This window comes from Halovenus amylolytica (genome assembly GCA_004015825.1).
GTDB classification, from domain to species: Archaea; Halobacteriota; Halobacteria; order Halobacteriales; family Haloarculaceae; genus Halovenus; species Halovenus amylolytica.
The window spans coordinates 185488-205903 of sequence record SAYS01000004.1; the positions used below are offsets into that span (position 1 = coordinate 185488).

Here is a 20416-nt window from a genome sequence, read left to right on the forward strand (position 1 = left end):
TATGCAAGCGACCCAGACCCTCCCCGACGCTGCGAAAGACACCATCCGGCGGAAGTTCGACCGTGCAGAGTCGAACGATCCGATCGTTCTCTGGTGGGACGACGGTAACTACCTCGAAGACATCCTCCAGCAGGCGTGCGCCGATCTCGGTATCCCGCTGAAGACCGCCGAGAAGACACCGCTCGAACTCCGTGCTGACCCAGTCGACGGTGAGCAGGTCTGGTACGTTCCGCATGTCAAAGAACCAGCTGACAAAGAGGGCGACTACGACTGGTTCCGGGACATCCAGCACACGGGGAGCGAAGTGGAGATGAGCATCGAGGATCTCACCGTCCACGTCTTCGGGAGTGAACAGCTCCAAGCGTGGGAACTGAAGAACGCCACCGAGTCCAACGACCCACAACAGCGCCGAGAGATTGCACGGATTCTTCACGACCAGCTCACCGGCGGCCAACTCCCGACGCTCGAACAGCTCCGCACCCAGATCGTCACCGGCGGCTACACCGATCCCGTGGCGTTCGTGCTGGAGAACGGCTGGGCTGACATCGACGACGATCCCCAGACCATCGACCAGATGAAGGACTTGCTGACCAGCGAGGGCGTCGATGCGGTCGCCGACGAGAGCGATCCTACGGCCATCGAAACCCAGACGCGTCGGTGGGCGGTCGCGGAGTGGCTGATTCACGCCGGCGCTGATGCCGAGCAGTTCCCGAACGAATTCCGTGCCGAAACCGCCGGCGCTCACGACTTGCCCGAACTCAAGTCGCTGCTGAACAATACGACTTCACCTAACCTGATCGCCGACGACTACCTCGGTGAGACGATTTGGCCCGAGGTTATCGATACCATCGACGATCCGTGGGAACTGTCGAGCTGTATCGTCGACGCTGCGCTCGAACGTCGTCTCTGGGAGGAGTGGCACGCGTCCTTCGAAGCCGGCGACTACGAGGCGTGCCTCAACCGGGCCGAGGAGCGGCACGAAGCCCTTCTCGGGAGCGAGGACATCCACGGAAACTACCGAGGCGCCTACGGCCCTGACAGTCCGTGGACGCAAACGTGGGAGCAGGCCGCCGAGGTGGCCCGACTCGCACATCAGCTCGACACGTGGGACGAGAGCGTGAACGACGACGTCGTCTCCCTATACGCGGACGAGGATGACGGCACGTGGCAGATCGACAACGCCGTCCTAAACCTCGTCGTCTCTGGCGAGCCAGAAACCGCTCTCCCCAGTGACCACTCGGCAACCGAGACGCTGGACGACCTCCGTACGCAGCTCCAGTCGGAGTACGTCGACTACCTCGAAGACCTCGGCGACCTCGTCACCGAGACCGTCGAAGCTGGTGCCCCCTTCGTCGACGACGATCACGCCTACCAGTTCTTCACCAAGGAATCCAACGGCCTCGAGAGCGGGCAGACGGTCGCACTGTTCGTCATCGATGCCCTTCGACTCGACTTGGCCCGTCGTCTCGCGGACGAACTCCGCGAGTACGTCGCGACGCTGCCGGCAGAGGCCCCCGAGTTCGCCGTCGAGGAGAGCGTCTGGCTCGGCACACTCCCCTCGGAGACCGAGTTCGGCAAGGCCGCCCTCACACCCGGCGAGGTGCAGATGTTCGACATTTCGCTGGTCGATGACGAGCTACAAGTCCTCCGGAACAACCGCGAGGTCACCGTGAATCGACGTAACTCACTGCTGGATGGCGACGGTTGGATGGTTACTCGTGAGGAAGATGAAGGTTGGCAGTCGACGCGTGTGGCCTACTTCAAGAACGATCTCGACAACATGGGGGAGAAGGAACTCAGCGACCTTGAGGAGATGCTCGCCCAGCGCGTCGACTCGCTCGCGGAGTTCATCGGCACGAAGATCGAACAGGGAGAGTGTGATCAGGCCTACGTCCTGACCGACCACGGGTTCGTCCTCCTACCTCACGACGTAATCCCCGAGAAAATCTCGCGCCCAGCCGAAGCGTCGGACTCGGGGCGTCGGTGGATCGCCGGCGAGGATGTCGACGAGGAGTCGCCCGGTGTGCTGCTTGACGCCAGCACGCGGTTGGGCTATCTCGATGCCAACGTCAGCGCCTTCGCGAGTCCGCTCAAACGGTTCAGCAAGCAGGGCGTCGGCGACGCCCGCTTCTACCACGGCGGTCTCCTCCCGCAGGAGTTCGTACTCGACTTCATCAGCATCACGCAGGGCTGAAGACAACTATCTACCATGTCATCACGAGAGATTGAGGAAAGCATCTCCGAGATTCGCGGACACATCGTCGACCTACTCGACACGCTCGACGACCGGATGGCCGATCCCCGCCTCGACGAGGTAGTCGAAAACGGCGGCACCCTTCGGAGTGCCAATCTCGGCCAGCTCCCGGAGCGGTGTGTCGAAGATGCGCTGATCTGGCCGACCTTGGAGACGCTCGGATTCGAATACACCCCACGACCGTACTATCCCGTTGGTGCTGACGACGAGCAGCCCGACTTCTCTATCGAGAACCTCTCGGAGACAGTCATCGGGGAAAACAAGTCGGTCAATCGGTTCGGCGCTGCGAGGGACGACATCGAGTTGTATCTCGACACACAGCGGTACGAGTACGGCATCGCGACCGACGGCCTCCGCTGGGGGATGTACGCCATTGAGACGCACGGGAACGGGCGGGCAGAACTCGTCGACGTGATCGAGGAACAGGATTTGACACCCGCCGTGCAGCGCATCGCCCGCGACCGTGGGCTCGTGAGCTACAACAAGGAACTCCAGTCCGAAGGGACAGTCGACGCCGTGCTTGGGCGGTTCTACCAGACATTCAATCACTACGGCGTTCGTCGGGCCATCGGCGGACTCACGGAGTTCTACGACCTCTATCTCGAGGTAATCTCGGGGGATGGCGAGTACCAGTCCCTCGAATCGAATCTCCACGAGACGATCGAGGCGCCAGCCGGTGCCTCTGAGGATGATCGACTGGCCTTCGCGGCCCTTCTGGTTGATCGGTTGGCGTTCCTCAAACTGCTCATCGACAGAGGTGTTCTCGACGGTGTCGCACTCCACGACCAGTGGAGCGAGCATAATAAGGGGCTCAACCGATTCCGGGGGAGCTTCTACTCGCAGTATCTTCAACCGCTGTTCTACGACGCTCTCGCCACTCGCCCCCGGCAACGCGGCGACGAACTACCCGATTCGTTCCGGGATGTCCCGTTCCTCGCTGGTGGGCTGTTCGAACCCATCCTCTCCGACGAACGTGACTACGACGTCTCGGACACGGTGATGAAACCCGTTCTCTCTCGATTCGTCGAGAGTGAAGAACGCACGCTGGTCAACGAGGCGGCAAACGGATCGCTGTTGCAGACGTACACAGAGGGCTTCGAGAGTCGCGACTTGGCCGGACAGATACCTCGCCACTACTCGGCCATCGTGGACGCGTACGAAGCCGAACTCAATTACGTCGAGTCGGAGATCGAACGGACACTCCGGTCGTTTACCAGCTCGGAGGCGAACTGATCGATGGACGAGCCGACAAGATTCAAGATTCCATGCAATCTTGAAACACATATCACTCGATGACGGACGCTACCTTCTCACCCGGGCAACAGATTGTTCTCAACGGCACGTCCGCGGAGGTCATTCAGACGCGGACAGTTGGTGACATCGAGTATCTACGAGCCTACATCGACGGGGAAGGCGTCAAGACGGTCTGTCTCGACGACGTCGACGTCCAACCCCACCAGACGGGCCTTGAGCGACTTCCTATTCAGCGGTTGGCTGACCTTCACCCGGATCACAACGCCGTGTCTGCCCAGTGGTTCGACCTCCACACGCAGGCGACGAAGCTAAAACTCGCCCACGAGCAGGGCCAACTGCTGAGCATTTCGAACTCGCTTGTCCGGCTGGAGCCCTACCAGTTGGCGTGCGTCAACTGGGTGATGCAGAAGCTCCGGCAGCGCGCACTCATCGGCGACGACGTCGGCCTCGGGAAGACCATCGAGGCCGGCCTCATTCTCAAGGAACTGTCCGCTCGCAACCGGGCCGACCGCGTCCTGTTCGTCGTGCCCGCTCACCTCCAGAAGAAGTGGATTCGGGATATGGATCGCTTCTTCGACGTCGATCTCACCGTCGCCGACCGTGCATGGGTCGAGGGCGAACGCCGGCGGCTGGGGGAGGAGGCCAACATCTGGAATCAAGACCAGCAGCAGCTCGTCACGAGCATGGCCTTCTTGCGGCAAGACGAGTTCCGGCCGGCACTCCGAGACGCGTTCTGGGACGTCGTCGTGGTGGACGAGGCCCACAAAGCCGCCAAGCGGGGAGACTCCCCAAGCAAGACGGCGAACATGGTCAAGACCGTCGCCGGAAACTCCGATTCCCTACTGCTCCTCAGTGCGACGCCTCACGACGGGAAGGGGGAGGCATTCCGCTCCCTCGTTGAGTACATCGATCCGTTCCTCGTCGGGGAGAACCGCGAACTCGGTCAAGAGACCGTCGATCGTGTGATGATCCGGCGCGGCAAGACGGACATCTATGACGACGACGGCGAGCGCATCTTCCCCAACCGTGAGGTCAACTCGGTCTCCGTCTCGATGACCCACGACGAACGGCAGTTCTACCGCGCCGTCACCGACTACGTCAAGAACGTCTACAATCGCTCTGAGAAGCTGAACGAGCCCGCAGTCGGATTCGCGATGGCGCTCATGCAGAAGCGGCTGGTCAGCAGCGTCGGTGCGATCCACGCTACGCTCCGCCGCCGACTGACAGACCTGCTCGACGAGCAGACTGCGACAGACGAACTCTCGGAGGCGGCTGAGGCCTACCTCGACGGCGAGGATCTAGACGAGGACGACAAGCAGCAGGCGGAAGACGAGATTGCCGGGCTGACCGTCGCCAGTAACGACGAGCAACTCCAAGAGGAGATCGACACGCTCCGCGACCTCGTCTCACTCGCCGAAGATTTGCCGGTCGACTCCAAGGCCCAGAAGGTGCGGCGGTTCATTAGCCAACTGCTCGAAGAGCAACCAGACGAGAAGCTGCTGCTGTTCACGGAGTATCGGGACACGCTCGACTACCTCCTCGACTTCGTACAGGACGAACCGTGGGCTGACGAGATTCTCGTCATCCACGGCGACGTCGACAAGGAGGAGCGGGCGCGCATCGAGGACGAGTTCAACCACGGCCAGTCGCGGCTCCTGTTCGCGACCGACGCAGCGAGCGAGGGGATCGACCTGCAGCACAGCTGCCACATCATGGCGAACTACGAGTTGCCGTGGAACCCCAACCGGCTCGAACAGCGCATCGGCCGGATCCACCGCTACGGACAGGACAAGGAGGTCAAGGTCTGGAACTTCCTCTTCGACGACACTCGCGAGAGTGAAATATTCGAAATGCTCCAGACCAAGGTCGAAGAGATTCGCTCGAAGCTCGGAAACACCGCGGACGTGCTCGGAATCCTCGACGACATCAACGTGGACTCGCTCATCATGGAGTCCATCCAGAACGACGAGCCGCCGAGCGCAACCAAGGAGGAACTCGAAGAGCTGATCGAGGAACGCCAGCGCACGCTCGAAGAGTGGTACGAACGGAGTCTCGTCGACACCAGCACGTTCGACGCAGAGAGTCGCCAACAGATACAGGAGGTCGTCGACGAGTCGGAAGACGTCTACGGGAGCGCCGGCGATATTCGGGAGTTCTTCGAGCAAGCAGTCGAGGCCTTCGGTGGCGAGTTCGAGAAGCGCGGCACCAACCTCTATCAGGCGGAGTTACCCGAGGACATCCGGCCACCGAATGCGGATGCGACCTTCGGGCCGTTCACGTTCGACCGCGATTTCGCGATGGATCACGAGGACATCACGTTCGTGGCGCCCGATACGGACGTCCTCCAACGCCTCATGGCACGCGTGCTGGAAGACGACCGAGGTGAGGTCGGCCTCAAGCTCCTCCCGTTCGTCGACACGCCCGGAATCACCTACAATTATCGCGTCGCCTTCGAGGACGGCACTGGAGAGGTAATCCGAGAGGAGACGATTCCCGTCTTCGTCGACGCCGAACAGCGTGACGCCCAACAGGCGCTCGGGGAACGAGTCGTCGAGGGCGAGACGGTGTCTGCGAAGCCCGATGCAACCGATCTTCGGAAGGTGATGGACGCCGAAGACAATCTACGGGCGGCTGCCGACCGCTACGTGAGTGTCCGGGTCGATGAGATCAAGGCCGACCTCCGTTCCAAACGCCACGAGGAGACCGCCCGAGAACTCGAAAACCTCAGCGAGTACGCGGAGGCCGAACGCGATCGCATCGAGTCCTTCATCGAAGAGTACGAGCGCAAGTCCGAGGCAGGTTCGGACATGGACATTGCGATCAGGGGCCAGCGCGAACGTCTCGAAAAACTCGAAGAGCGAATCGAGACGCGTCGCCAAGAGCTGAAACGGCGGGAGCAGGTCATCTCTCTGGCGCCTGAAGTCGAGAATTACTGTCTCACCTTGCCGCTGTAAGGTCAGAAGAAAATATAACAGTCCATTGATGTTTTGAGCCGACTTACCGTAGGTACTTCTATCAACTTGGCGTTAATGACGTCTATATTTCGTCCTCTTTCGGTTGCTGCATTTACAATCACCGTGGGAATTTCGAGACGATTGACAGAGGAGCACAAATGCCAGAGATGGGCCGCCTCCGGGTGTAATTCCCAACGGTGAACCTATTGGGATCCTCAACCGGACACGACCTACCTGCTCTCGAGACAAAGTGCCGATTCATTGTAATCGCGAACAGAGGGAACCGGTCACCATGCCGGACATCGCCGCTATAAGATCCTAAATCTCACATAACTAACCGCGTGAAAAGTTGGGGGAACTACATTTCTTGACATGACTTATTATCACTTGCGAAGCCGGTGGCTTCAAATGCTGGTACTGGCGCCTCCCCTGCTCCCTCCACCAACGTTTATACCGATTTGCTGCCGTTAACGGATGTGGCCCGAAACCGAAAAGTGAGTACAGCCGATCTTCTCGTGGTATTCGCGGATCGGAGCGATCCGTTTGAGCCACTGACTGCTTCCGAAGTGGCCGAGGAGGTCGATTTGAGTCGCCGTGCCGTCAGTGACAGACTGGAGGAACTGGCGGGAGACACCCCGCCCGCACTCAGAACGAAAAAGACCGGGGCGAAGGGGCGTGTTTGGTGGGTCAATGCGGACGTCTGGTATCCGAGTCTGTCAGGTGGGACGTGGCGGGATGTCGCCGTCGAGCGAGTTTTGGAACGCGTCCACGGGCAGACACTCGACGAAAGTGAGTCCGATGACGAGATGGCGCTGGAACGGGCGCTCGCCGACCTCGACCTGCCGGGTTCAGGTGAGGTTCTGATCGCTCGTCGAGAGGCGATTCGCGAGATGTACCTGTATCTTCGAGAGGAACGAGAGGCTGCGAAGCGGGAACTTTGCGAACTGGTCGACCCAGACGAAGTGGGGTATCAGGATCGAGAGTCATTCTGGAGCAACCTGATCATCCGGCATGACGTGATGCGTACGCTGCCCAACGTCGTGCCGCCGGGAAAGGGTGGCCACTACTACCACTACATCGCCAACGCGTAGTCGCATCGCCTGAATGCAGGATTGCTGACTCGGGGAGTGCCGAGTGTCGAGGAACAGCACGATCTATACCGAGTTGGTGACGGTTAGTCGAGGCAGCCCAAACTCGTAAACACTCTGTAAATATGGTTCCTTGATATTGAGCCACTCTGCCTGCGTGTAGTCGCGCTTCGCCTTCCCAGATGAGGCCTTGCTGGGAGAGGCGTTACGCTGTGAACCGATACGGTCGCCACGGATGTAGTCCACCAGCAGGTCGTCCATCGATAGGCGGTGATGAGTAGTAAAGTAGTGCCGGAAGAAGTGGGGTGTAATATCGTTGCCGTCGCGGTCATTCCAGCCCATCTGCTCAGCCCGTTGCCGGATTCGGTCGGGGATGTCTGAGAGAGAGTGTCGACGATAGTGGCCCATTTTGTGGCTGTACTCACCGACGAATAGAGGGTGCGTAGGATGATTGTGGGTCTCGGGACGAGCGGCCAGCCACCGGACGAGGGCGTGTTTTAGCTCACCATCGATGGGAAGGTAGGTCGGCACCTTTCGCTTATTTCCCCCTTTTCTCGTGTCGCCACGGACTTGCTTACCAGCCTCAATGTCCGGGTCGATGTAGATGACGTCGTGTCGCCCCTCAAGTTCGTGTCGCGTCTCGATGGACGCGTAGTACGAATCCCGGTTGAATGGCGCAAAGTCGATGCTGACATCGTGGAGGTCGAGGTTGTGTGCCTCTGATAGCCGGACGCCAAACTTGGTGAAGAGGAGCGTCTCTGCGCGGTCGCGGGGATGCTTGAGTGATTGCAGGAAGTCACCCATCTCTCTGAGCGACACACGCGGCCACTCACGCTTGGACGGAGAGATACCGAGATCCTCTTTTGCGGCTCGAACTGGGTTTGTGACTTCGGGATTACTGCTGCGACGAACGAAGTAGTTGTAAAAGGTGGAGAGCCCATTGAGCATGTTACTGACCGTCGTATCCGAGTACTCGCTCGACATGTCTTCCGCGAACTTGACGACATCCGTGCTATCGACTTGCACAGGGTCGTCAAGGAGATCATTCTCTTGTAGCCACTGGAAGAATGGGGCGAACTTCGCTTCGTAGGTGGTGTAGGAGCTGTCCAGTACGTCGTCTTTCTCCCACCGACTTTCGAGGAAAGTGACGAGCATCTCGAGGTCGTCGGTGGGCATATTATTCCGCGGCAGATCGACGCCGATGCCGTCTCTGTCGTAGTCAGGCAGGCCATAGGGGTCGCTATCGGTCATTGTGGGTCGAGAACGTATCCTCCGTCTCGGGGTCGGTACGTGGCACGGTCGTCGTCGCGGAGGACTTCGGCGATACGCTCTTTGTAGTGGGTGGTGACAACCTCCTCAACAACATCCTCGAAGTTTTTGGGTTCTTCCGCGTCGAGGACATCGATGACGCGCTCTTCAAGCAGTCGATTGGTGGTATCTTCAGCATCCGCGGCCGCTTCCACGAAAGCGAATTCGCGGCGGCCGGCGTTGATCATCATCCGGTAGTACTCGGAGTATGTCATTCCCATATCGTTGGCCTCTTCTTTCCATATTTCTGACTCTTCGGAACTAGGATAGACTGTTACGGGTTGTATGTCGTCGTCTGTCATTGCTGCCGGCTGCGTGTTCTTGCAGCCACTTAATGGCTGCGTGGGGGCCTCTGAAAAGTTGTTTACACTGAAATCGAATCTTGAATTGTATCTATCCGGAGTTCCGGTGTGCCTCACAAACAGTGGCTGTAATAGTTTTAAAACCGCCGGACGTCAATCGGGTGGATTACTCGAACAGAATCGATCTAAGCATAAAGAGTATTATTCTTGGGCCAGATTCGACTGCGTAGAGGGGCTAAATTATCGAAACAAGATACCAATACTAAAATCTCTCGCTCAATATCCGTTAACGGAAGTATCAATTTTAGTATTGTTATTGGCGAGATAGTGGTGGTAATGAGGGGCAGTTTGAGTACCCAACGAGACCGAAGACGCGTGCCCGACTTCTGGCCCCCTATCCCGGCATCGTGCATTCGGATCTGGGTCACTACTGTGCGTTGGTGGATTGGCCGAGTGCGCTGGCGAGATATTCACCCACGATTTTTTCGCCCGGTATGAATACACCGGCCGGTCGGGGCCAACGGTCACCGGGCCCATCCCAGTCGATTTCGGTCACCACGCGTCTCACGACAAACGGCGAGATACCCACGAGGAACCCCGGAGAGGGACACAATCAGTTTTTCCAATAGCCATATCATAGGTGACATCCGCTCGTACGACCCGCTTCGACGGTCTTCGATGGGATGGGACACGTAGACGACGAATCAAGAGGTTCCCGGTCACTGCTACTTCGGCGAGTGCAATCCCTCGACACTCAGAGAGATGCGATTCAACCGTTCGTCAAGTGCCTCGTCGGCTATTTGTATGTCGCTGTGTCGCAGTTCCGAAGCGAGCCAGTAGAGATCGGTCTCTGCCTCGTCGCCACGCTCGGCTAACTGCTCGTCCATCCACGCCAGTGCCGCGTCCACGTCCGAGAGAAACGTCACTTTCACGTTCGATTCGTCGAGGACGGTCAGTTCTCTCCAGATCGGGTCGACGTAGTCTCGCCTGCGGTAGTCTTGGCCAATATCGAGTAGTTCGTTGGCTATGGTGTTCACATTATATTTTTTCACGACGCTGTATTCGTAGCGGGCGATGGCCTTGATCAGCTCCCGCTTGACCTGCACGCTCTGCGGAAGGGCATCCTCACTGACGTGATCGGGATTGATCGCGATGGACTCATCAATCGCGGTGAGCTGTTTTAGCGCGTCCTTGGTTAACCGACCTTCGTCCCGAGGGTCGTACTCGTCGAGAAGCGGTACGTCCGGCTTGGCCTCGGTCTCGGGATCGGTCAGTACCGGTGCGTCATCCTCGGTTACTCTCGAATGAATCTCCGTAACCTTCGACTCGAGATCTTCACCCCTGACGTAGTCGAGGAGTAGCCGCTCCAGTACATCCCCGGGATTGTCGCCCCGATCTTTGCACTCTCGCACGAACCGGTTGGCGACGTCCAGCGACAGGTCATTCAACGCATCATTGGTCATGGGAAGGGAGATCTACCACTGACTACGATTACTGGTGTAAATGGATTCGTGCCCGGCAGTGTGACAGACCCCGTGAGATATTTGCTCGATATTTTTCCTCGCTACGGCAAAATGTCGACAATTTTGACGCGAGCCGGAGCACCTGCCAATCGTTCAAAATGATTGGATCCCGAGTGCCTGATTACGGTTTGAGACGATTTCCGCGAGACGCGTTTGACTGGATAGAGCAAACACTACCTTCGAACGAAGAAAACTCAAGAAGATCCTGATCGGTGGGTGACGAATAGGAACCGCATGTATCAACTCGTTCTACTTGAGATTCTCTAGGATCTGGAGGAATCGAAACGCGGGAGAGCCGTAGTCACTCGTGTCTCCCTCGGCCTCCGCCCGCAGTTCGTCGATATGCGCGGTGTAATCTTGGTTGATGATCAACTCGAGGTGCTCGCCGGTTTCGTCTTCAAATTTGGACTGGAGGGCGTCGAGACCGTCGATCAGGTCGCCGCCGCGTTGCCACCCCTTGACGACCGGCGCCCAGAGCTGAAAGACGTACTGGCCGTCGCGAGTGAACGTCTCGGTCACGTACCGGCGATCGTTGGTGAATTTCGTCCAGAGCTTCTCGAGCGAGAACTGGTAGTCGTCGTTGTCGGCATGTGCGGCCCACTCGTCTCCCTCCGGCGTGCCCGAGTAGAGGTCGCCGTCCATGTGGGTGACTACTTCGCAGACGTACACCGTCTGCTCGCCGGTCTGTTGATTGGTTTTGATCCCGATGACGTCCGCCTCCATTTGCTCGCCCTGCTCGTCGGAACGATTGTTGTAACTGACGACCTCGCATCCGGTGACGCATTGATGGTATGCACCGACCAGCAACTCGCCCCAGTGTGGATTGACTGCCATGATCCGTACAAACCCACAGTGGCTTGAAAAAATGTGTTCCGAAAATTTCGGCGTGCATCTGGCCTCGACCGTGGGGTGGCAGTCCACGACGACAGTCGGTTCACACGAGAGCGGCGGTGGTCGTGTACGCGTCCGGCGTGTATCGATGCGTGGGCGTTTTCGTGAAAATCCACCCCGAACGTCCGGGCCGTACGCCGAGATCGCGGCATCGTGGGGCGGGCTGGGCGCATCTGCGCAGGGACGGTGGTGTGCGGACGCCCGACCGAATCGTGCTGACGTCGGCCCTGTGGGGTGAAAAAATATCTCCGAAAACTCCTCGTACGGCCCCGGAGTGTCACCTCCGAGTTCAGGGTGGCCGCCTCTCCTCGGGCGGGTACATGAACGTCGTCTCCTCGACATCCTCGTCGGGATAGTGATCGACAAAATTGTGGCGGATGCCGAACGTGATCTCGTCCAAGGGGACGACCTCCGGCCACGGAACCTTCCACAGACGCTCACGCCCCATCATGGGATTTGTCTTTGTGAGTTCTCTGCGTCGACTTGGAACTCGTCGCGGCCGTTCGAGCAATGCCCGCATAGTAGCTGCTCGGCGGGCTCGTTGCAGGGGGTCGGACGACGCGTCCGGCCGGGTTTTGGCTGGACGACTCCAGATGAACGCTACGAGCGCCCATGCTTTTATTATCTGCTGCGCGCTGCTGCCGCGGGCATGGTAGTCACAACTGCAGACAGTCGACGAATTGAACGCGAAAGAATAGTGTCACCGATCAATCGGAGAGCAGGAAGATGACTCGTGCTCGCCGCCAAGGCCGCTATCATGGACAGGGCTGGTTCCTTGAAGACGAGACGCGTGAGTGGCTGATGACGCTTGACCGCAGGGTCACGACCCGAAAACTCTTTTGGGGGCACGAGGTCGATGTCGTGGCCCGTCGCGATAGTGATGAGCAGCCAAAGCGACTTCTCGGTTCCTGCAAGGACTGGTATCAGAAGCAGAAAATAACACCCTGCACGCTCTGGCGGCTGATCGCGCTGTCGATGACCGCCCGTGCCGAACCGGTCTTGATTTACAATCACCGCGCGGAACTGACCGACACGGCCCAACAGATCGCTGAAAACTGGCGCGTCCGACTCGTGACCGACGAAGACGTGCTGAGCAACGCACCGCTGCCGGAACCGGAGCGCCCGTCCAGAGGCACCAACACGCAGTATCCGCCACTACTCAGTTGGGACGTTGACAGACCGCACGAATGGGCGCCGGACTATTACGGTGTACTTGACACCGAGGAGGCGTGGGACGTACTGGACATCGCTCTCCCATAGCGGGCGAGTGTCCCCGCGGCTAATCCAGCCGCCACCCACGCACCCCTCGGCTCCAATGAACGCGTGAAGAGTCGACAGTGCCGAGCAACGTCGAGAGACACAGGCCCAGACGTCCAGTTGACGGGGCAAGAGCCTTTGACCGGCCACCCACATTTGACCGCATGTCACTGATCGTCTTCTGCCCCACAAACGGCTCCTCACTCCCCGGGACGAGGTCGTCGGTAGTTGGCTGGTTCCTGCCAGAAGTGAGAAGACTGATTGGTTCCCTCAGGTTCGCGAGTTCGTTAAAACCACAGAGCAGAATGATGGCCAAAGACGAGTCCAATACGTCCCAACTGCGCTTCGAGGACGGTCGCCTCGTCGAGGGATGCCGCGATGGACGGTTGGATGACGAACCGTCCGCGGATCCGGTCGAGCCGGGCGACGAGACGGGGTTCGTGCTCGAAGTGAAGTCAGGGGCCCTCGAGGTCAACGACACACTTCGGGAGGCCGTCGATTCCCCCGGACACACACTCGAATTCGGGTCGCGGTCGCAAGCCGAGGACTACGCCCGGCAGTTGTCGGCGTCGGACGGCGCACTCAGAGTCCAAGCCACGCCAGCGAACGAGCCGAGGGACGTCGACGCGTACCTTCTCGCCGACCACGACCTGTCGATTGCGGAGCCCGCCGAGATTGATGGCGACGCGTGGACGTTCGATGTCGGCGCGAACCTCTACGGGACGCTCGGCGAGGCGATCCTGCTCCACGCACCGAAACCACACGCGCTCGTGTATTTCGTCCGACGGGATCTGGACATCGACGAGGAAGACCTCGAGTGGGGTCTGAACGTCGATGTCGAACCCGGAAAGCCGCTCTCTGTCGACCGAGACGGCGAGAGACGACGGTGGACGCCCGACTGCGTCGTCGAAGCCACGGACGGCTGGAGCGGTCGGACACTGGAACGCTACTTCTGCGAGATCAAGACCGGCAACGCGTCGTTCGAGCGATCGCAGGTGGACACGATGCGGGAATTGGCGAGTGAGGAGCGCGTACTGAAGATCAGGGTCGACATCGACTCGCTACCGGATCAGTACTCGCTCAGGATTCACGAGGTGGAGCCCCCCGACGAAAATGACTGAAGCCTACGATCGAGAAGGATTTTCGATCGAATCGGAGCCGCCGTCTTCCACAGACCACCGCTGCTCGCGATAGTCCACTCTCGCGCCGCCGAGCTGTCGTTGTAGTTCTAACCACCATTTTGGAACGACTTCCTCTGGTTCGAATTCGCCCTTTGAGACCAACCGCAAGTGGCCAGTTGCCTCTCGCTTCGTTGCACGGCCCAGATTGACCTCGTCCACAATGCGCACAACCTCGGCCCGGGACAGAGAAAGGCGTCCGCGGGCCACTTTTGCAACGACCGTCCAGTACCCGATGTCCGGAATGTCTGGAAGCGACGATGGCTGCTCGTCGCGCAGCGTTGCACAACTTCCCGCCCAGAGGGAGGTCACTGCGGAAAGATAGGTGCGACGGTGCATGCTCTGTCCTACGTGTCTCGATGCCCTCACCCGCGGGGTAGCGGCAACTGATTATGTCGGGGGTAGATGCCCGACGCTGTTGTCAAAGCGGGTGGCTCGCTCCGATGTGGGACAGGCAAGCTGCTATCCCCGTACCCACACACCCCTCGGTTCCGATGAAAGCCCAATTTGAAGCGAACGACGAATACTCTGGAGAGTGATTCGGCGACACCACTGGGCAAAAGCCAATGTGTCTCCCTCCGAACGGTGCTTCTATGTCATTAATTGGATTTCGCCGAGAGGACGGCGAGATCGAGTACCTCGAGGAGGTGGAATACAGCGAGGAACACCTCGAAGACGACCTCCACGAGGTAATTCACAGTGACCCACGGCTGGTGATGGGGACGCTCACGACACGGGAGAACGTCGTGCTCGGGAGCAAGATCCAGTTGCCGACCGGGAAGGAGCCAGACCTGCTCGTGTGCGACAAGCGGGGAACGCTCACGACGATTGAGTTCAAGCGCGATCGATCGCCGCGCTCGGCCGTGACCCAGCTCTTCGACTACGCGTCCTCGCTGGCCCGACTGGATCAAGACGAGTTTTTCGATCTCACCAAATTCGAGTCGTTGGAGGAACTCTACGAGGCGTTCGACCACGAGGAGGACTCGGAGTTCGACATCGACGACTTCGAGCGGGAGTTCGTCGAGGGACTGGAGTCACCCCAACTCATGCTGGTCGCGTACACGATCACGGACGACGTCCGGCGGATGACGCGCTGGCTGCGGGACGCTCACGATCTGAAGATCAACTGCGTCGAGTTCGACTACTACGAGCGAGACGACGCCGAGATGTTTGTGCCGACGATCATCGGCGCCGACGAGACGCAGGAGATCAAGGAGCGAGAGGCGTCGCCGAAGCAGAAGAAGTACCGGCGGTTCTTCGGCGAAGTACTCGAACGCTTCAAAGAGGAACTCCCCGGCGTCACGAGCAGGAGCGCCGGCAGCGACAGCTGGCTCACGATTCCGGCCGGCCACTCGGATGTCGAGTTCGTCTGGCACTTCAAGGGCGATCCCGGAGACAAGGAGTTCCACGTCGTGATGAACTTCCAGTTTGACGACTCCGCACGGAACGAGGAGATGCTCGAGACGATGTTGGCGGCGATCGAAGACCGTCCGCTGGACATTCCCGAGGAGATTCACTCTGAGGAGTACGGCACCAGTGGGTACACACGGCTCTATGTCAAACGCGAAATCGGCCGACTGGACGATGCTCTAGAGGACGAGGAACTCAAACAGTGGGCTATCGATCGGCTGGCGGAGTTCCACGAACAACTGACGCCAGTCTTGGACAAAGAACTGCGATAGACGCATCAGGGGTGTCCCCCCAATCTGTGTTCTATACATTGGAACCGAGGGGTGGGTGGGTCACCGTGCTGAGGGGGACAGCTTAATTGCCGAGTCGATCGTGGGGGGCAGAGAATCAAGGAATTAGTCAAAACGACGCCACCGATGATTGAGTTGTGTGCTATGCATGAGGATGACGATTTGAGGGGATTGTAGTTATTGAAGTCATTTCTATACCCTTAATTCTGTCAAAAGCTACAAGCAAATGGAGCGATTACCATTAAACAACGTCCAGCAATGGCGAGTATCAACCAATCCAGCACCCTCGGTTTCGAACTTGAGATGGACTACGACGAGGGATTTGTAGAGGGGGATTTCGTCCAAGTACCCGGGCCAACGGACGGCGAATATGTCGCCCAAATAACTCATACGGAGACCAGCAACGATCACATCGAAGCAAGTGCGTCCGTCATCGGCAGCTACCCAGACCTCCCATTCCGACAGGGAACCGAAGTCGAGAAAGCAGATGAGAGGTTGGTTCTCGAAACCCTCACACTACCACCCGACGGCATCAATATCGGTACACTTCGTAGTTTTGGGACACCCCTCTACCTCTCTGTCGAGAAGTTCATGGAAAAGCAGATGGGTGTATTTGGACGGACGGGGAGCGGGAAGTCATACACTGCCGGAGTACTAATGGAAGAGCTATTTGAATACGAGCAGCCGATGGTGATCATCGACCCCCACGGAGAGTATGCATCACTAAAGGTGCGACCTGATGGGGAGGCGAGTGACTACCGAGTCGTTGAATATGCTGATATTGAATTCAATTCGGATGCAGATCGTGACCTCGACCTCGACAGCATCGATCCACTCGACCTTTCCCGGCCCGGACAGGCGACCGTTCTCAACCTCCGTGGAGTCGATACCGAGCGTCAAGAAGACATCGTGGCAACCCTTCTAGACGCCCTGTTTTTGGCCCGAAAACGGGATCGCATCCCCGCAACCAAGGTCTTCCTCGAAGAGGCCCATATGTTCGCTCCCCAGCGAAAAAACGATCCGCGCTCCATCATCGAAAACATCGCCAAGGAGGGCCGAAAGTTCGGATTTACGTTGGCACTGATCAGCCAACGTCCAAGTGAAATCTATCCAAATATCCGCGCCCAATTGCAGGCGTTCACGATCCACAAGCTCACCGACGACACCGACATCAAGAAGATCATCAAGAGTGCCGAGGGGCTCGATTCATCGTGGGGCACGCAGATCCAGAAGCTCCAGACTGGCGAGGTGCTGTTCGTCGGCGACGTAATCGCCTCGCCGACTTTTGTCAATGTTCGTGAGCGCCGGACGAAGCACCACGAAGGAAGCGAGGGCATGTTCCAAACAAGCGACCACGCACGGGATACTGCCGCGGTCGATGACCGACAGACCGAATTAGACGAGGAGGTGACGGCGGCAACAGTCGCGCGGCTCAAGGAACGCATCGACGAACTCGAAACAGAACGCGACCGGCTTCGCGAGCAACTTGAACAGGAAGGGGAAACAAACGAACGGATCTCGGAACTCGAAACTACCGTCGATGCCCAACGGAATGAGATTGAAGAGCTCCAGTCGCAGATACGTGACCGGGAGGCGTCCATCGAGGAGCTTGAAACGCAGCTTGAGAAACGGGAGCAGCAAATTCAAGAGCAGCGGAACAAGATCCAGCAACTTCGGGCCGAACGTGACGCTCTCGGCGAGGGGGCCAGCAGTTCGACTTCGTCAGAGGCCGAAGACGGTGAGGGCGATATTCTCGACCATCCGTACGTCGACCGCGTGCTGGCGCGGCTTCGGGAGGAACTCGCCTCCCTAGACAAGTACGAACGCGGGATGCTCGAGTTCTTCCTGTACAACGAAAGTGGTTCGATCGAGGACGCGTACTTCCACGCCGGAGGCTCTCCCAACTCCTCGCAGCGGTACGAGAAGGCTGAGACATTGCTCGAGAAAAATTTTATTCGCAAACGTAAGCGGGGCAAGTACGTGTACGCGTTAGATGACCTCATTGAGGACAAACTTAATGACTTTACCGATCAGGGGAACATCGACGTGGCAATTGACACAATCGAGGACGACTTAACCTCTTCAGCCGGCAGCTGATCCTTCACTCCTGCTAGCTTAGATAGTACTCACTTTTATTTATAAACCGGTTCGTAGTATTCTACTATCTAAGTCTAGTATCTCGGTCTTGGCTTCTCAAAAGATCTACTCCAAGCCTACTATGGTATTCTGGCCAGTTCTATTTCTCAAAGGCCAAAATCAGGGTCTTTAGGCCCCAAAAAAAGGATCATGTCTTTGTGGTGACGAGGGCTTGACCCTTACTTCTTTCTGCTCTGCACTCCGCTGGCGCCAGTAGATACTTGGCCTTGAAACTTACCCTCTGAATTTATGCCTATTAGGCCCAAATACGACATGATAAGCCAGACACTATCCCAAGTTCCAAAGGTTTTATTGTGGTTGGTCATGTATGGAGGGGCAAGGCATGACAGACGAAGATTCGTCACAGTCAACGCTCGAAGATCTCCTCGTCGACGAGGAGCAGATGAACGAAGAGTTGCTGACCAACTTGCTTTCCGACTACGTTGGTATCGGGAGCAACTCCGGGAGCCTTGTACCCACACCTGCGTTCGAAGAGCTGACCGCGAAACAGCAGATCGCCGTGGTGCTGTTGGCACAAAGAGCACGGCACGAACTCGAGATGGTGGAGTCGGAACAGCTCACCCCATCAGAAATCAGCGAAGAGAGTGGGATCAAGACGGGTACCATCTACCCGTCCGTCCGGGAATTAGAGAACGAAGACATCGCTGTGGGTAACGATGGGAGCTACCACATTCCGCCGTACAACTTTACAAAAGCCAAACAGCTAATCCGAGGTGATACGTAATGAACGACGATGTTGAGGCTCTCCAAGAGCGGGTCGAACAGCTCGAAGAGCGCGTGGCGACAATCGAGGAGCGATTCGACTCCGGGGAGGTGCCGGACGAGCCTACCGGTCTCCGCACATTCGTTGAGCAGGTCGACCCATCGACGCACGTCGAGCGCGTGGTTACGATCGGTTACCATCTCGAAATCCAGCAGGGCCGCGAGAACTTCACCATCGAGGACATCGAGGAGGGATACCATGCCTGCAAAATCCAAAAGCCCGCGAACCCTAGTGACGCGCTCGCGAACGCGGAGGAGCGTGGCTGGCTGATGAGAGACGGCAAGGACGAACACTACCAGCTGTGGATGCTGACCCGCGAAGGAGAGCAACACGTCGAGGAGGTGAGCGAGGCATGAGTCTCGAGGACGAGATCCAAGAACGCCTCGTGGCCGACACCGAGTCCATCCTTCAGAACAACCTCGACCGAGTCGAGAAGCTCTTCCAACTCCACGGAGATGGTACTGTCGCCGTCAGCGACGAGTACCGAGATGCCGGCCCGAAAAATCGGATGTTGATCTACTTCATCGCCCAGCGGTTCGCAGTGGAGGGCAATATTGCCGACGAGGATACGGTCGAGTCGGAATTCTTCTACGAGCGAATCGATCGGGAAGATAGTACGATCAGGCACTATCTAAAAGATCTCCGAGACGCCGGGTTGGTTACCAAAGAAGGCAAAAGCCACCATCGGCTGGTCGTAGAGAACCTTCCCGATGCACTCGACCGACTTGAGGACGCGGTCAATTCGGCGGGTGATGATGAATGACGACTACATCGAAATCCCGACTGTACTATCCGCCCAACCATACACTTGACACGCTGAAGGCAGTCATTAGTGGGAGCCAGACGAAAGAACAAATCGCCGACGAACTCGGGATCAGCCCAAACACCGCCAAGAACAAAATCCACGACCCGCTACATCTTGGCCTCATTGAGAGTGACGGTGAAAAGTACGAAGCCACTGACGAGGCGCGACGACTCGTCCAACTCCAAGACGACGACGTACTTGAAGATCGGTTCGTTGACCTCCCCGGCGTGGAGGGTGTACTAGAACAAATCGAGAACGGCGGAGCCACGGCCGAAGAAATCGGGCGTGTCATCAGTTTTGAGACGGAATCAGGAGCCGCAGACAAGGAAACCTTCAAGCAATATGGTCGGGTCTATGCTCAGTGGATTCACCGTCTCGACCTAGGCGAGGTAGAGGAAAACAACACCCAGTCTCAGCATCCGTTGGAGAATGATCGGGGTGCCAACAATCCCCGTGTCCCTCCGCAGAAGGTTATCGAGGCTCTGCGTGTTATGGACGAGGTCGGTACTCGCGCGGAGTTAGCCGACCGACTCGATTACTCGGAACGATATACACAGAAAATACTCACTACGGCGTATGCACTCAAGATCGCGCAAACTGAGCGTGGAGGCGGGTTCACTACGACGGAAACTGGCCGCACGCTAACGACGACGAGCCAAGGCAAGCAGCGGGAGTTACTGCGAGATAATTTGCTCGAGGTTCCACTCGTGCAAGCATACTGTAATCGCGTTCCAAGTGGCGAATTCAAGAACAAGGCTGTGATGGAGCAGGTTTCTGAAGAATACGGCCTCGGTTGGAGCGAGGGAACGGTCAGAACTCGAGCAAAGCGCCTCTACCAATGGTTGATATTTACTAAACTGGCTGAAGAAAAGAAACAAGGAACCCTCGAAGCGACGGAGAAGATGCCTCGAGGAAATCTACCAGATCCATAGACACCCACTAAGCGAGGGCCGGTGTTTCGATGTCGAGCTGGACAGCGGTA

Annotated in this window: 18 protein-coding genes; 12 read left to right on the forward strand and 6 right to left on the reverse strand. The window is 58.0% G+C overall.

Translation table 11 applies throughout. The features are described 5' to 3' along the window. The first annotated feature begins 1 nt into the window (after position 1). From pglZ to EOW68_RS04510, 4 genes are all read left to right on the forward strand, one after another. Positions 2–2194 (forward strand): BREX-5 system phosphatase PglZ, encoded by a 2193-nt coding sequence (gene pglZ, locus EOW68_RS04495; RefSeq protein ID WP_128223989.1) that lies wholly within the window; start codon positions 2–4, stop codon positions 2192–2194. 15 nt (positions 2195–2209) lie between these two features. Next, positions 2210–3487: a hypothetical protein gene (locus tag EOW68_RS04500; RefSeq protein WP_128223990.1), complete on the forward strand. Its 1278-nt coding sequence runs from the start codon at positions 2210–2212 to the stop codon at positions 3485–3487. Positions 3488–3546: 59 nt separating this feature from the next. After that, a complete protein-coding gene (locus EOW68_RS04505) occupies positions 3547–6462 on the forward strand; it encodes a helicase-related protein (protein WP_128223991.1) in 2916 nt (971 codons plus the stop codon). 476 nt (positions 6463–6938) lie between these two features. Beyond that, positions 6939–7553 (forward strand): hypothetical protein, encoded by a 615-nt coding sequence (locus EOW68_RS04510; RefSeq protein ID WP_128223992.1) that lies wholly within the window; start codon positions 6939–6941, stop codon positions 7551–7553. A gap of 63 nt (positions 7554–7616) precedes the next feature. On the opposite strand, the gene EOW68_RS04515 is transcribed toward EOW68_RS04510, so the two are convergent. From EOW68_RS04515 to EOW68_RS18465, 5 genes are all read right to left on the reverse strand, one after another. Next, positions 7617–8801 (reverse strand): site-specific integrase, encoded by a 1185-nt coding sequence (locus tag EOW68_RS04515; protein WP_128223993.1) that lies wholly within the window; start codon positions 8799–8801, stop codon positions 7617–7619. Next, a complete protein-coding gene (locus tag EOW68_RS04520) occupies positions 8798–9160 on the reverse strand; it encodes a DUF5805 domain-containing protein (RefSeq protein ID WP_128223994.1) in 363 nt (120 codons plus the stop codon). Before EOW68_RS04520 ends, EOW68_RS04515 begins: the two co-directional genes overlap by 4 nt. Positions 9161–9885: 725 nt before the next feature. After that, complete coding sequence (locus tag EOW68_RS04525; protein ID WP_128223995.1) at positions 9886–10623, reverse strand: hypothetical protein; 738 nt, start codon at positions 10621–10623, stop codon at positions 9886–9888. A gap of 309 nt (positions 10624–10932) precedes the next feature. Then, positions 10933–11517 carry a hypothetical protein gene (locus tag EOW68_RS04530; protein ID WP_128223996.1) on the reverse strand — a complete coding sequence of 195 codons (585 nt, stop codon included), beginning with the start codon at positions 11515–11517 and terminating at the stop codon, positions 10933–10935. Between the two features lie 346 nt (positions 11518–11863). Continuing rightward, complete coding sequence (locus EOW68_RS18465; protein WP_431358740.1) at positions 11864–12025, reverse strand: hypothetical protein; 162 nt, start codon at positions 12023–12025, stop codon at positions 11864–11866. 275 nt (positions 12026–12300) lie between these two features. Between EOW68_RS18465 and EOW68_RS04535 the strand changes: the two genes are divergently transcribed. Together EOW68_RS04535 and EOW68_RS18470 are read left to right on the forward strand one after the other, a co-directional pair. After that, a complete protein-coding gene (locus tag EOW68_RS04535; protein WP_128223997.1) occupies positions 12301–12834 on the forward strand; it encodes a hypothetical protein in 534 nt (177 codons plus the stop codon). 305 nt (positions 12835–13139) lie between these two features. Then, a complete protein-coding gene (locus EOW68_RS18470; RefSeq protein ID WP_431358741.1) occupies positions 13140–13952 on the forward strand; it encodes a DUF8081 domain-containing protein in 813 nt (270 codons plus the stop codon). Positions 13953–13955: 3 nt separating this feature from the next. On the opposite strand, the gene EOW68_RS04545 is transcribed toward EOW68_RS18470, so the two are convergent. After that, positions 13956–14348, reverse strand: coding sequence for a hypothetical protein (locus EOW68_RS04545; RefSeq protein WP_128223998.1), 393 nt, complete (start codon positions 14346–14348; stop codon positions 13956–13958). 254 nt (positions 14349–14602) lie between these two features. Between EOW68_RS04545 and EOW68_RS04550 the strand changes: the two genes are divergently transcribed. The 6 genes from EOW68_RS04550 (at position 14603) to EOW68_RS04575 (ending at position 20366) form a co-directional block, all read left to right on the forward strand. Beyond that, positions 14603–15691, forward strand: a complete 1089-nt coding sequence (locus EOW68_RS04550; RefSeq protein WP_128223999.1) for a DUF4268 domain-containing protein — start codon at positions 14603–14605, stop codon at positions 15689–15691. A gap of 276 nt (positions 15692–15967) precedes the next feature. Continuing rightward, on the forward strand, positions 15968–17806 hold the full coding sequence (locus EOW68_RS04555) for an ATP-binding protein (RefSeq protein ID WP_128224000.1): 1839 nt from the start codon (positions 15968–15970) through the stop codon (positions 17804–17806). 382 nt (positions 17807–18188) lie between these two features. After that, positions 18189–18590: a hypothetical protein gene (locus tag EOW68_RS04560; protein ID WP_128224001.1), complete on the forward strand. Its 402-nt coding sequence runs from the start codon at positions 18189–18191 to the stop codon at positions 18588–18590. Further along, on the forward strand, positions 18590–18985 hold the full coding sequence (locus EOW68_RS04565) for a hypothetical protein (RefSeq protein ID WP_128224002.1): 396 nt from the start codon (positions 18590–18592) through the stop codon (positions 18983–18985). Before EOW68_RS04560 ends, EOW68_RS04565 begins: the two co-directional genes overlap by 1 nt. Beyond that, on the forward strand, positions 18982–19392 hold the full coding sequence (locus EOW68_RS04570; RefSeq protein ID WP_128224003.1) for an ArsR family transcriptional regulator: 411 nt from the start codon (positions 18982–18984) through the stop codon (positions 19390–19392). The genes EOW68_RS04565 and EOW68_RS04570 overlap by 4 nt, the downstream gene beginning before the upstream one ends. Then, positions 19389–20366: a helix-turn-helix domain-containing protein gene (locus EOW68_RS04575; RefSeq protein WP_128224004.1), complete on the forward strand. Its 978-nt coding sequence runs from the start codon at positions 19389–19391 to the stop codon at positions 20364–20366. The genes EOW68_RS04570 and EOW68_RS04575 overlap by 4 nt, the downstream gene beginning before the upstream one ends. The last annotated feature ends 50 nt before the right edge of the window (positions 20367–20416 follow it).